The following is a 13,410-nucleotide window of genomic DNA, read 5'->3' as shown; positions in this document are numbered from 1 at the left end:
CCAGCTACAATTTTCGGCTTATTTTATTTTTTTGCCTAACTTAGGCATCATCAAATCCATCTTATCTGCCAATAACAACTATTATGTGGGAAGCACTCAAAAATATCTTTTCCCCAACTCAGTATATGCCTCACGGTCATTGCTATCTTTGGCAAACGCCTTTAGTGTGGCTGCACGTAACTGGGGACTTTTTAATCGCGATCGCCTACTATTCAATTCCGGCGATGCTAATTTATTTTATCTTCAAGCGCCGCGATGTTCCTTTTTTAGGAATATTTGGTTTATTTGGTGCATTTATTATTCTGTGTGGCACGGGTCACTTGCTAGACATTTGGACGTTGTGGCATTCCGCTTATTGGCTGTCGGGGATTGAAAAAGGAATTACTGCACTGGTTTCCTGCTACACCGCCGCCTCGATGGTAACACTATTGCCCCAGTTTTTGTCCTTAAAAACCCCCCAAGAATTAGAGGCAATAAATTGCAAGTTGCAGACTGAGATTGCGGTGCGTGAAGAGGCTGAATTAGCTTTGCGCCACGCTTATGATGACTTAGAAATTAAAGTTCAAGAACGCACCGTACAGTTGAGAAAAATCAACGGTTATTTAGAAGCAGAAATTAAAGATAAAATAGCCGCTGAATCCGCTTTGCGAGAACGAGAAACTAGATTAACAGAACAACAAAATGGCTTGCTAGAATTAGCAAAAAATTCTAGTATCTACGAGGGAAATATCGCCGAGGCGTTGAGAGAGATTACGCAAATGGCAACCCGTACCCTGGATGTCGATCGGGGAAGCGTTTGGTTTTATAAAGAAGATAAATCAGCACTCTGCTGTGCCGATCTTTACGAACTGACGGCAAATCAACACAGTGAGGGTGCAGAACTGAAAGTGGCTGACTATCCTAGCTATTTCCAAGCTTTGAAGACAGAACAGGCGATCGCAGCGGTTGATGCCAAAACCGATCCGCGCACCCAAGAATTTAGAGAATCTTATTTGATTCCTTTAAACATCTCATCAATGCTAGATGTTCCTATTACCCATCAAGGACGATTTGCGGGTGTAATTTGTTTGGAACGTCAGGGCACGCCGAGGAAGTGGACGCTCGACGAACAAAGCTTCGCTAGCTATTTGTCACAGATGACAGCTTTAGCAATGGAAGCTCGCGATCGCAAGCAAGCCGAGTTAACATTGCGTTCTGTCACCGAACGCTTGCAATATTTGCTAGCGACTACTCCGGCGGTGATTTTTAGCTGCAAATTAGGGGGAATTTTTGATGTAACATTTGTCAGCGATAATATTGTTTCAATGATTGGTTACGAAGCCAGAGAATTTATTGATGGTTCTCTTGATTGGCATAGCCTCATTCACCCAGACGATCGAGAACTTGTTGCTACTTCATACGCTCAGATATTGGAAAAAGAATCGATTTCCTACGAATACCGCGAACGGCACAAAGACGGTAGTTATCGCTGGATATACGATGAGGTTAAGTTAGTCAAAGATGCTGCTGGCATACCTGTGGAGTGCGTTGGTTATGGAGTAGATATTACTGCTCGCAAACAGGCGGAAAGAGCCTTGCAGCAACAAGTAAAAAGGGAGCGGCTCGTGAATGCTATTCAAGAGCGAATTCGTTCCTCTCTTAACCTAGAAGAAGTGCTGACAATGGCTGTGGAAGAAGTCCGCCAGTTTTTGTCAACAGACAGGACTATTATTTACCGCTTTAACCCTGATTGGAGTGGATTGGTAGCCGTCGAGTCGGTAGCAGCCGATACAATGCCGATTTTGGGCATTGACATTAATGACCCTTGCTTTCGAGAAGGCTACATTTCTGCTTACGCACAGGGACACATTCGCGCGATCGACAATATTTATACAGCAGGTATTTCAGAGTGCCACGTTAATTTACTGAGCGAGTTGGAAGTTAAAGCTAACCTCGTGGTTCCCCTTTTGCAAGGTGAAAAACTATGGGGGCTACTCATTGCTCATCACTGCCGCAGTCACAGGCATTGGAACTCTTCTGAGATAGAATCTCTCAAGCAAATTTCCGTGCAGCTAGCAATTGCAATTCAGCAATGCACCCTTTTTGAACAAGCCAAAACAGAAATTGCCGAACGTAAATTAGCAGAAACAGCATTACAAAAAGCTGTCGTAGCTGCTGATACAGCTAACCGCGCCAAGAGCGAATTCCTTTCTTCTATGAGCCACGAATTGCGGACTCCCCTAAATGCCATTCTCGGATTTAGTCAGGTGATGGTGCGCGATTCATCTTTAAACAATCAACACCAGCAGCACCTAGAAATTATTAATCGCGCCGGCGAACACTTGCTTTCGCTAATTAATGACATTTTGGAAATGTCCAAAATTGAAGCGGGCCGAAGTCAGCTTAATGAAAGCAGTTTTAATTTAATGCGCTTGCTAAAAACCTTAGAAGAAATGTTTCGATTAAAAGCTAAATCTAAGAAATTGCAGCTAAATTTGGAAGTGGGTGACGGCGTACCGGACTTTGTTAGTGGAGACGAAGGTAAATTGCGGCAAATTTTGATTAATCTTGTAGGAAATGCGATCAAGTTTACAGAGAGGGGTAGCATTACTTTGCGAGTGAAAAAGAAGGTAGAAGAAAGTTTGGGGGCTGAAACCGCAGAGTTGTCCGACACACAAACAAAACTTGCCGACGCGGGTTCTGAACATTCCGAAAACTTAGTGGTTGAAACCGCAGCTATACAAAAAAAACCCGGATGGTGCACTGGTTTTAATCAGTCCATAAGCTTGGCAGACTGTAATTGTGTAGACGCGAATGAGCTTCGCCCGGAATTGTTACGCCTTCAGTTTGAAATTGAAGATACTGGCCTTGGCATTGCCCCTGAAGAGATGAATAAGTTATTTGAACCATTTGAGCAAACAAAAACCGGTCAAAAATCTCAACAGGGGACTGGGTTAGGTTTACCAATTAGCCGCAAATTTGTACAAATGATGGGAGGAGATATTACTGTCAGCAGTACACCTGATTTGGGAAGTAAGTTTGCATTTGATATTCAAATCAGCCTTGCCACTCCCACCGAGATTAAAATCCTTCAACCGCATAAAAAGGTCATTAGTTTAGCACCAAATCAACCAGAATACCGGATTTTGGTTGTTGACGATCGCGCCGATAACTGCCTAGTCATAGAGAGATTATTGTCACCACTAGGCCTCATCGTGCGATCGGCTAGAGATGGTGAAGAAGCTATTGCTGTATGGCAGGATTGGCAACCACACCTGATCTGGATGGATATGCAGATGCCTGTCATGGATGGCTATGAAGCCACCAGAAAAATTAAAGCTCATCCTCTCGGAAAACAAACTGTAATAGTTGCTCTTACTGCTAGCGCTTTTGAAGAGGAACGACAAACTATTTTAGGAGCAGGCTGCGATGATTTCATGCGTAAACCCTTCGAGGCAAAGATATTATTTGCGAAAATGGAAGAACTTTTAGGAGTGCGTTACATTTACGAGGAATCTGTTGATGCCCCACTAGAAAATGAAAGCGAAATTAGCGGAGGGACTAGCAATCAATCTGTCGAGTCACAACTCGCTCAAATGCCTCTTGAGTGGGTAGAAAAGATATCTCATGCTGCTCATGAATGTTGCGACGATAAAATTGTCAAGTTGATTGAGGAAATCCCTAGCGACTTTGCTTTATCCGCAGAATATTTAACTACTTTAGTGGAAGATTTCCTCTTTGACGATATTATAGATATAGCGCAGTCAGCAGTTCAACGCTGTGAAGATACCAGTTTTCAACTAATCTAAACTTAGGAGGCTAATTTATTTTAAAAAGACCTAACCTTCAGCCCCAATAGCGTCTCCTTTCCATCACTTTTTAGGAGAGCCAATTGGAATTTATACTCTGGCGTTTTTTTTGATGTAAAATTCTTAATTGTTAATATCTTTTCTCTTAACAAACTACCGTGAGCGAGTGCATGGACAGCCATCAATATCCTACAATTCAAGCCAACATTTTAGTAGTTGATGATAAGCCAGATAACGTGCGGCTTTTATCAACAATTTTGACGACACAAGGGTATCAGGTTCGTAAAGCGCTGAACGGGCAAAGGGCGATCGCTACAGTGCTGGAGTTTCCGCCGACTCTAATTCTGCTGGACGTGATGATGCCCGAAATGAATGGATATGAGGTATGTGCAAAGTTGAAAGCTTCACCACAAACCAGTTCGATTCCCGTGATTTTCTTAAGCGCCTTAGATGACGTTTTAGATAAGGTGAAAGCTTTTGAGGTGGGAGCAGTTGACTATATTACTAAACCTTTTCAAGGTAAAGAAGTATTGGCACGAGTGGCCAATCAGTTAACAATTCAAAGTCAACAACAGTTACTTCAAGAGCAAACGAAGCAATACCAAGAACTTGTCGAACGTTTGCAAAACGAAATTAAAGAGCGGCAGGGGGTGGAGGTAGCTTTACGGCTTGCTCAAACAAAGTCGGATCATTTATTGCTGAATATTTTACCAGCAGCGATTGTTGAAAGTTTGAAAAAGGGCCAGGGTTCTCCTGCCCAGAGGTTTGATTCAGCAACAGTTCTTTTTGCCGATATTGTCGATTTTACGTCTATTGCTGCTAGAATGTTACCTCTAGAATTGGTAAATGTACTGAACCAGATTTTTTCAAGGTTTGACCAACTAACTGAAACACACGGTTTGGAAAAAATTAAAACAATTGGAGATGCTTATATGGTAGCGGGGGGGTTGCCGGTGCCGAGGGCAGATCATGTAGAAGCGATCGCGAATATGGCCTTGGATATGCAGGAAGCGATCGCTGATTTTCAAACTGACAGAGGCGAACCATTTCAAATTCGGATTGGCATTCATACAGGGCCCGTAGTTGCTGGCGTAATTGGCACTAAAAAATTTATCTATGACTTGTGGGGAGATACTGTTAATGTTGCTTCTCGGATGGAATGTCAAGGATTACCGGGATATATTCAAGTTACTACGGCTATTTACGAAGTGTTAAAAAATCGGTATTTATTTGAAGAAAGAGGTGCGATCGCGGTTAAAGGTAAAGGAGAGATGATCGCCTATTGGCTAAAAGCTAAAAAAGTTAGTTAAACTCACATCTTGCACCATTCTTAATTAGCCTTTTAGGAACAGGCAAGATGCCTGTTCCACAAGAAAATCTACTCTTTGTGGAACGGGCATCTTGCCCGTTCTTGAGAAGGGTGCAACATCTCAGGTTAAAGCTAATTGCTAATTTATAGCCGAACTCATCAAAAGATGAAAATAATTTGCAGATTCCAATTTGTATTTTCCCGGACGATTTCAATGCGATCGATAAATTCTCGAAAGTAAAACCTGCGTTCTGATTCTGATAAATCGAGCCAAAATTGCTGCAGGGAAACTGTTTGGGCAATTTCTCGCAAATTTACTGGGGGTAGTTGCGCTAATTTGCTTTGCAGTTCGGCAATTTCGGTGCGGATTTTGTATGCTCTAAACTCTGCCGTTTCCGTGTCTAAAATGCCGCTTTCAATCAGGGCCCAAAGTTGCTCTATGATTTCTTGTTTCGATGCGATCGCCCTGACAATTCCTGCTTTGATTCCACTCATATTCGGCATTTGCAACCCAGCAACAGCATCGGGTAAATCCCGACAAATACCGGCGATGGTTAATTGCAATACTTCATCGTAGGAAAGGCCGCTACATTTAGGCTGTTGTGGACAGTTAATCGGTCGCAAATAAAGGTATTCTTTTTCTTTGCGGTAGGAGGTGACTTTGGCAACTGTCATGGGCGATTTGCATTCTGCACAAATTGCTAAACCTGCGAGGGAACGTGGGGCGCTAGCGCTGCGAGGAGAAAGGCAGCGGTTCCGGCGCAGCAACCTGTCTATTTGGGCGGCTTCTTCTCTGGAAATAATCGGGACGTGGGTGTTAGAAATTACTTGGCCGTTTTGATATTCCAAATCGCCTCGGTAGGCGGGATTTGTCAGCCAGCGGCGGCCGGTACTTACAGAAATTTTTTTGTTGTATTTCTTCGCTAAATACCGCACGGAACCTCGCAAGGAACCGTAAATTAAAAAGTGTTCAAAAAAGTCTTTGACGGTGGGGGCGGTGGTTTTATCGATCGTATAACAATCTTTGCCGCGCCGGTAGCCGTAAGGAGCCTTACCCGGTGGAATCCGTGATTTGATGCGGTTGCGCGCGTGTCCTTTGCGAATACTCCGGCTGTGTTGGCTGCGCTGGATTTCTGCGAGGATTTGCAGCAAGTTTTGGCGGTTTCGTGGTTCTGTTTCTGCTTGTACGATGATTTCGACGCCGAGGTTTTCGAGTTGGGCGAGGTGCGAACACACTTGCTGCAATGTGTCGCCTAGTTCTTCAAACCGCTGAATTAATAAGTATTTGACTGGTTCTGTTTGGCAGTCTTTGAGGAGTTGCTGAAGTTGCTGCCGCCCTCCTAAGTCTTGATAGGTGCGATCGACTTCTTGGCCCCAATTTTCCGGTGCGGGTGCTGCTTCGAGTAGCGGTTCGGTGTAAGAATAGGCGATGATTTTCATCTGTTACTCGCTGAGTTCGATGATGTTGCCGTCGGGATCTTGGGTAAATAATGCCGATCGACCTGACGCGCTCATTTGGAAAGGGCAATTGTGAGCGATTAACTGCTGTTTGGCTGCCTCTAAGTTAGCAACAGAAAATGCTAGATGTCGGTTGCGTCCCCATTTACCCTTGTCTACGGCATCTGGGATAATTGTTGCACCTAAAATTAGGTGGAGCTGGAAGCTGCCGATTTGATACCAGATTCCGGGAAATTTTAAGTCTCGATCGATTTTTTGCAGTTTTAGTACGGTGCTGTAAAAGTGTTGGGATTGTTCCAGGTTAGAGATGAGGATGGCGCTGTGGAGGGATTGAGTAATTTGCATTTTTGTTGGGATTTATGGTTTTATTTTAACCGCTGATGCAGGCTGAGGAGCGCTGATGAACGCAGATTTTTTTGAGGTTGGTTGAGTTTTTGATATGATAACATTGTCTGTCGCTATTAATATATCCATTATCAAGTCTGGTAACAAAAAACTGCCCGCTGGGAGTGTTTTTAACAATGGTTTCTCAAAAAAGTGCGATCGTCTCCAGAGCGGGCAAATTCCGTCTCCGCAATGTCTTGGTAGTTCCCTTTGTTCTCCAAATTTTGGCGGCTGTTGGCTGCGTTGGCTATCTCTCTTACAGAAACGGAGAGCAGATAGTCAACGATATTGTTAGTCAGTTGCGCCAGGAAGTGAGTGCGAGAGTTTACGAACGTGTTCAAACCTATCTGGAAGCTCCGCCACTGGTGAATCAGATCAATCAGGATGCTGTACCTTTGGGGGTGCTGAACTTTGACGATTTGGAGCAAGCTAGACCATATTTTTGGAAACAAGTTCTGCAATTTAAGTCGATCGGTCACGCGGGAATTGCCAACGAAAAAGGTCAGTACCTGCGTGTGGGTTGGGTAAATCGGCTAGTTGGACTTGAAAAACCTCAGCTTGCCCAGCAACTGATTCCGGGGGGCGGCGACTTGATATATTACAACCTTGACGATAATGGAAACCCCACAACAATCGAAAAAAACACGCCCAATTATGACGTTCGCACGCGCCCTTTTTACAGAGTAGCTGTTGAGAAAAAACAGGCAGCTTGGAGTAAAGTTTATATTAATTTTGGCTACGGTACGCTACAAATTAATGCGAGTCTACCCTATTACGATGCCGAAGGGAAACTAATTGGCGTGCTGACTTGCCAGATGGGACTCGATCAAATTCGCCACTTCCTGCAAACCTTACGAGTGGGTAATTCCGGTCAAGTATTTATCATTGAACCCCAGGGTGAGTTAATAGCCAGTTCGGTTAAAGAACAGCCTCTTTCGGTGGGAACAGGCAAAGATACAAAACGGCTCAAAGCACAGGAAAGCAGCAACCGACTGATGCGTCAAAGTGTGATTTATCTGCTCGATCGCTTCAAGCGTTTGGAAGACATCCATCAAACTGTTCAACTTGACTTTAAGCTGAACGGTGCGCGGCAATTTATCCAAGTTTCTCCGCTAACTGACAAGTACGGCCTCAATTGGCTGAGTGTAGTAGTAGTTCCTGAAGCGGACTTTATGCCGCAAATTTATGCTCACACTCGGCAGACTATTTTGCTGTGTATTGTGGCTCTCATTGTCTCTGTTGGAGTGGGTATTTTCACTGCTAGCTGGATTACTCGCCCCCTGAACCAAATTGCTCAAGCTTCAGAATATCTAGCAGGTGGTACTCTCAACCAGAACGTTGATTCCAGTCTGATTTTGGAAATTGAAACCTTAAGAAATTCCTTTAATAGCATGGCGAGACAACAGCAAGAATCCTTTGAAACCCTAGAAGATAAAGTCAAAGAACGTACCTCTGAACTCGCTACAGCCACTAAACAAATTGCTGCTCTCAACCAGCGCCTGAAAGCGGAAAACCTCCGCATGAGCTCCGAGCTCGATATGCTCAAACAAATGCAGCAGTTGATTCTGCCAAAACCTGCTGAACTTGCAGCCATTGAAGATTTAGATATTGCCGGATTTATGGAGCCAGCATCGGAAGTAGGTGGTGATTACTACGACGTACTTTGTACTAACGGAGTTGTCACGATTTGCATTGGTGATGTCACCGGACACGGATTAGAAAGCGGCATTTTGATGGTGATGACTCAAGCTGCTGTCCGCACTCTTCAGGAAATGCAAGAATCCAACCCGGTGCGTTTTTTAGATACCCTCAACCGCACTATTTATAAAAATGTCCAGCGCATGAACTCGGACAAAAATATGACACTAGCTTTGCTCAACTATGCGGATCGCACAATTAGTATCAGCGGTCAACATGAGGAAACTCTTGTCGTCAGGAAAGGCGGTAAAATCCAGCGGATAGACACCATAAATTTAGGATTTCCCCTCGGCTTACATGATGATATTTCCGATTGGATCAGCCATGTTTTAGTAGACTTAGAGCCGGGGGACGGGGTGGTGCTTTATACTGACGGCATCCCCGAAGCTAGAAATATGCACAAAAAATTCTACGGTATTGAAAGACTCTGTGAGGTGGTTTCTCAAAACTGGCATTTGAGCGCCGAACAAATCAAGGAAGCCACCATCGCTGATTTGCGAGACTTTATTGGAGAACAAAAAGTTTTTGATGACATTACTTTGCTAGTATTGAAGCAACAGGGAAATATTGTGCATAATTTGTCACTAACCCCAGCCTAAAGGCATGGGGCTTGAAAGAGGAAGATTCACCGTCTTCTTAATTCAAGACTAAAACAGTGTCTAGCCTGCGTCTTTAAGACAAACTGAGCCATCTGGGAGTGGTATCCCACCGGACGTTAAGAATGCCTCCCTAGTTTTTAACCGCTCGGATGTGCCAGTGGCGAAGGGAAATATATACCTATAGATAGGACTTACCGTAAATGTTTGTACCCGTTGTAAACAGTGAAAATAGACCGTTAATGCCGACTACCTCAAGCCGCGCTAAGCGCTGGATTAAGTCAGGTAAGGCAACACCATTCTGGAAAAAGGGGGTATTTTGTGTGCGATTGAATATAGAACCTTCAAGCCACAACTATCAACCCATAGCGGTTGGCATCGATCCAGGTAGCAAACGCGAAGGATTTACCATTAAATCCAAATCGCATACCTACTTAAACATCCAGACCCATGCAATTGATTGGGTAAAAGACCATGTTGAAGTAAGGCGAAATATGCGACGTGCTCGGCGGTTTCGGAAGACACCGTGCCGTCAAAACCGAGCTAACAGGTTGGTTAACAAAAATCGGCTCCCTCCATCTACTAAGGCGAGATGGCAGTGGAAGTTAAGGATAGTTAACTGGCTAACGTTGATGTTTCCGATATCAACATTTGTTGTGGAGGACATCAAAGCGCGAACGTGGAAAAACGGACGTAAGTGGAACGTATCGTTTAGTCCTTTAGAGGTTGGCAAGCACTGGTTTTACTCTGAGCTTAGAAAGATTGCCCATCTTGAGATTAAATCGGGCAATGATACTTACAACCTGCGTCAAGAACTTGGACTTAAAAAATCAAAACAGAAGCTATCAAACAAGTTTGAGGCTCACTGCGTTGATTCTTGGGTATTGGCTAATTGGTACGTGGGCGGGCATACTCAACCCGACAATACCAAGCTAATAGAAGTAATCTCTCTTGAGTTTCATCGCAGACAACTCCATCGCTTGCAGCATTCCACAGGTCATATTCGCCCCCGTTATGGCGGCACTTTGAGTGTGGGGTTTAAGCGCGGTTCAGTCGTCAAGCACCCTAAATACGGATTTTGTTACGTTGGCGGTTGGCAAGAATCTCCAACGAAGAAAGACCCGTACCGGAAAACAATTAGCTTGCACGATTTAAAAACAGGCAAGCGTCTAACTCAAAACGCATCGCCCGCAGATTGTAAGTTTTTGTCCTACAACTCGTGGCGCATTGCAAATTAAATTGTAAAGCCGTCCTAGAAGGACGGGGTTTCTACCCATTTTTCTGATGAGTGACCGAAAGCATCCAGGATACAAGCCCCCGGATTCATTCCTTCGCAGACTCAGGACCCAGAAATAAAAAACCTGTATCCCATGAAACTTGCCCCCCGAATTTATCCGTGGGGTCGCCTCTAAAATCTAAAATCTAAAATCTAAAATCGATTGACGGTCGTCAACGCGGTTCCTAGGACGAGGGGTCTTGGATTTAGTGGTCAAGCATCGAAGCAGAAACCGGATTTCGAGTTCCGCGCCTGTAACTTCTAATATTTTACAGCGAGCGAGTCAAACAATTTTGCGCTTCCAGATTCGGAAGTATAAATTATGAAACCACAAATAAATTTAGCATCATCTAAATGTCCAGAAGAACTCCATACCCAGCTACGGGAGTTGAGCGAAAAACTTGAGGAAGTAGAGGATGAAAAAAATAGCTATGAAACCTTAGTAGAAATTATCACGGAACACTCCACGGATCTGGAAAACCAGATCCATCATAAAAACCGAGAGATGCAGACTTACATCGAGCAGGTAAAAAAGGTTATAGATGCAGCTATTGCTGTAAAAAACAATAGCTTTCAACCCCAGATATTGTCAGATGTGGCAGCGCGCAGTGATGCACTGGGAGAACTGGCACAGGTATTTTCCCATATGGTGCAAACGGTGAAAGCGCGGGAACAAGAATTAGAGAATCTTTTGCAGGCTTACGGACGTTTCGTTCCCGATGAATTTCTCCAATTTCTCGGCAAGCAAAGCATGGTTGATTTCCAGCTTGGAGATCACGTGAGCAAAGAGATGGCAATTATGTTTTCCGATATGCGTTCGTTCACCACGATGGCGGAGCAAATGACTCCTCAAGAAAACTTTGACTTCATCAATAATTATTTACAGCAAATTAGTCCGGAAATTCGTAAGCACAACGGTTTTATTGTCAAGTATATTGGAGATGGAGTCATGGCAGTTTTTCCCGATGGCGTTGATGATGCTATTCAGGCAGGAATTGTGAAGTTGGAGCAGTTGCAAAAATACAATCAAAGCCGTAAAATAAATGGGGATATACCGCTGAATATTGGCATTGGTATCCATGTGGGTGATACGATGGTTGGGATTATTGGAGATGCGAATCGGATGCAAGCAGATGCGCTCTCAGATCATGTCAATCTCACCGCTCGTCTGGAAGGTTTGACTAAGTATTATGGCGTATCTTTATTAATTTCTGGAGATGTGGTACAACGTTTGAGTCAACCCGAAAAGTATCATATCCGTTTTTTGGATCGGGCTATTGTTAAAGGTAGACAAGAAGCCATTACAGTTTGTGAGGTGTTAGATGTTGAAGTAGAACCAGTGCGATCGCTCAAAATTCAAACTTTGCCTATATTTGAGGAGGGACTCCAAGAATATTGTCAGGGAAATTTTGCTAAGGCCATAGTTTGTTTTGAACAGATAGTAGCCCTAAATCCAGATGACAAGCCCAGTCAACTTTACCTAAAACGCATCCAATCGCTGTTACAAAAAAGTATTCCTGCTAACTGGAATGGCGTGTGGAAATTCACCAAGAAGTGACCTTAATACATCAATTGGAGCGAGAAAAATCATGACATCTGGCAGCTTAAGAACAATGACACAAATCTTTGGAGAATTCATTGAAGAATTTCCTCCTGAACACGACTCCCTAGAACTTACATTTACTCCCAGTTCTCGCCCGATCAAACAGCGCTGGCGCAACAACAGGCTTTCAGCTCATTTTGTAGCAGATTATTTGTCTAGCTTTCTACCGGTGGATGAGGAGGATGCTAGCAGCGAGAAACGGATCAAACAAAGCAAGGGAGCTGTGAGTTACGTAGCCAACGAACTGTTAGAAAATGCGATAAAATTTAATAACGATGATACTCATTACAAGGTCAGATTTGGCATACATTTTATTGGTGAAACAGAGGTGACGGCGGTAATTTTTGCCAGTAATAGTGTCACTTCAGAAGGGGCGAAGAAGTTGAAGGAGTTTATTGAAGAAATTATGGCTTCCGATCCAAATGAACTTTATTTGCAGCAGCTTGAAAAGAATGCGGAATCGGAAAGTGATACATCGGGATTGGGATTGCTGACGATGATTAATGACTATTCAGCTAAGATAGGTTGGAAATTCGAGCCCAGGCCAGATAGTGATACCATCAGTGTTACGACTGTGGTTCAAATTAGGGTCTAGTTTCTAGCATTTCAATATTTACTCTCTTGTGCGATCGCAATATTTTAGTCAGGAAACCAAATCACAATGGGCATTCAAGAAATTAAAGGTGAAGATTACAGCATTCAATACGAACCAGCATCAGTCACACTCACTTTCCAAGGGGAACTCAGCCTGAGCGGCCCTCCCGAATATGCACCAATAGCCGAGTTGTTAGATGAGGTAGCCAATGGCGAACCGCCTACTATTACCTTGAACCTAAAACAATTGGAATTTGTTAACAGTTCTGGTATCAGTATGCTGTCTAAATTTGTCATTAGCGTCCGAAAAAAGAAAACGATTCAACTTTTGGTATTGGGTTCAAATGATATTCCTTGGCAACAGAAATCTCTCAGAAATTTAGAAAAGCTGTTGCCAACTTTGAAGCTCGAATTAGCGTAGGATATGTGTAAATTTTAACTACAGTTAACACAGGCGGGACGCCCGTGCCACAGTTAACACAGGCGGGACGCCCGTGCCACACACAGTTAACACAGGCGGGACACCTATGCCACACACAGTTAACACAGGCGGGACGCCCGTGCCACATTTAACACAGGCGAGACGCCCGTGCCACACACAGTTAACACAGGCGGGACGCCCGTGCCACAGTTAACACAGGCGGGACGCCCGTGCCACAGTTAACACAGGCGGGACGCCCGTGCCACACACAGTTAACACAGGC

At 44.0% G+C, this 13,410-nt stretch carries 9 protein-coding genes; 7 read left to right on the top strand and 2 right to left on the bottom strand.

The window, feature by feature from the left end; genetic code table 11:
• The first annotated feature begins 83 nt into the window (after window positions 1-83).
• Both QUA00_RS18350 and QUA00_RS18345 read left to right on the top strand, forming a co-directional pair.
• Window positions 84-3,788 (top strand): GAF domain-containing protein, encoded by a 3,705-nt coding sequence (locus QUA00_RS18350; protein ID WP_333410656.1) that lies wholly within the window; start codon window positions 84-86, stop codon window positions 3,786-3,788.
• A gap of 170 nt (window positions 3,789-3,958) precedes the next feature.
• Window positions 3,959-5,098: an adenylate/guanylate cyclase domain-containing protein gene (locus tag QUA00_RS18345; protein ID WP_333410681.1), complete on the top strand. Its 1,140-nt coding sequence runs from the start codon at window positions 3,959-3,961 to the stop codon at window positions 5,096-5,098.
• A gap of 158 nt (window positions 5,099-5,256) precedes the next feature.
• Here the strand turns inward: QUA00_RS18345 and QUA00_RS18340 are convergent, their stop codons facing one another.
• Both QUA00_RS18340 and QUA00_RS18335 read right to left on the bottom strand, forming a co-directional pair.
• Window positions 5,257-6,537 carry a recombinase family protein gene (locus QUA00_RS18340; protein WP_333410654.1) on the bottom strand — a complete coding sequence of 427 codons (1,281 nt, stop codon included), beginning with the start codon at window positions 6,535-6,537 and terminating at the stop codon, window positions 5,257-5,259.
• 3 nt (window positions 6,538-6,540) lie between these two features.
• Window positions 6,541-6,900, bottom strand: coding sequence for a VOC family protein (locus QUA00_RS18335; protein ID WP_333410652.1), 360 nt, complete (start codon window positions 6,898-6,900; stop codon window positions 6,541-6,543).
• Between the two features lie 176 nt (window positions 6,901-7,076).
• On the opposite strand from QUA00_RS18335, the gene QUA00_RS18330 reads away from it, so the two are divergent.
• The 5 genes from QUA00_RS18330 to QUA00_RS18310 all read left to right on the top strand — a co-directional run bounded on the left by QUA00_RS18330 (window position 7,077) and on the right by QUA00_RS18310 (window position 13,127).
• Window positions 7,077-9,236, top strand: a complete 2,160-nt coding sequence (locus QUA00_RS18330) for a SpoIIE family protein phosphatase (RefSeq protein ID WP_333410650.1) — start codon at window positions 7,077-7,079, stop codon at window positions 9,234-9,236.
• A 200-nt stretch (window positions 9,237-9,436) separates the two neighbouring features.
• Window positions 9,437-10,471, top strand: a complete 1,035-nt coding sequence (locus QUA00_RS18325) for an RRXRR domain-containing protein (protein ID WP_333410648.1) — start codon at window positions 9,437-9,439, stop codon at window positions 10,469-10,471.
• A gap of 360 nt (window positions 10,472-10,831) precedes the next feature.
• Window positions 10,832-12,067 (top strand): adenylate/guanylate cyclase domain-containing protein, encoded by a 1,236-nt coding sequence (locus QUA00_RS18320; RefSeq protein ID WP_333146060.1) that lies wholly within the window; start codon window positions 10,832-10,834, stop codon window positions 12,065-12,067.
• Window positions 12,068-12,098: 31 nt separating this feature from the next.
• On the top strand, window positions 12,099-12,707 hold the full coding sequence (locus QUA00_RS18315; protein WP_333104315.1) for a DUF6272 family protein: 609 nt from the start codon (window positions 12,099-12,101) through the stop codon (window positions 12,705-12,707).
• Between the two features lie 66 nt (window positions 12,708-12,773).
• Complete coding sequence (locus QUA00_RS18310; RefSeq protein WP_333146062.1) at window positions 12,774-13,127, top strand: slr1659 superfamily regulator; 354 nt, start codon at window positions 12,774-12,776, stop codon at window positions 13,125-13,127.
• The last annotated feature ends 283 nt before the right edge of the window (window positions 13,128-13,410 follow it).

This window comes from Microcoleus sp. T2B6 (genome assembly GCF_036700475.1).
Lineage (GTDB): Bacteria > Cyanobacteriota > Cyanobacteriia > Cyanobacteriales > Microcoleaceae > Microcoleus.
Note: the sequence above shows the minus strand (reverse complement) of the source record. Positions and strands in the feature narration are given on the sequence as shown.

What these genes read in the sequence shown, in the direction of transcription:
- QUA00_RS18350 (WP_333410656.1), top strand. Translation starts at nt 84, where the DNA reads ATGTGGGAAGCACTCAAAAATATCTTTTCCCCAACTCAGTATATGCCT.
- QUA00_RS18345 (WP_333410681.1), top strand. Translation starts at nt 3,959, where the DNA reads ATGGACAGCCATCAATATCCTACAATTCAAGCCAACATTTTAGTAGTT.
- QUA00_RS18340 (WP_333410654.1), bottom strand. Translation starts at nt 6,537, where the DNA reads ATGAAAATCATCGCCTATTCTTACACCGAACCGCTACTCGAAGCAGCA.
- QUA00_RS18335 (WP_333410652.1), bottom strand. Translation starts at nt 6,900, where the DNA reads ATGCAAATTACTCAATCCCTCCACAGCGCCATCCTCATCTCTAACCTG.
- QUA00_RS18330 (WP_333410650.1), top strand. Translation starts at nt 7,077, where the DNA reads ATGGTTTCTCAAAAAAGTGCGATCGTCTCCAGAGCGGGCAAATTCCGT.
- QUA00_RS18325 (WP_333410648.1), top strand. Translation starts at nt 9,437, where the DNA reads ATGTTTGTACCCGTTGTAAACAGTGAAAATAGACCGTTAATGCCGACT.
- QUA00_RS18320 (WP_333146060.1), top strand. Translation starts at nt 10,832, where the DNA reads ATGAAACCACAAATAAATTTAGCATCATCTAAATGTCCAGAAGAACTC.
- QUA00_RS18315 (WP_333104315.1), top strand. Translation starts at nt 12,099, where the DNA reads ATGACATCTGGCAGCTTAAGAACAATGACACAAATCTTTGGAGAATTC.
- QUA00_RS18310 (WP_333146062.1), top strand. Translation starts at nt 12,774, where the DNA reads ATGGGCATTCAAGAAATTAAAGGTGAAGATTACAGCATTCAATACGAA.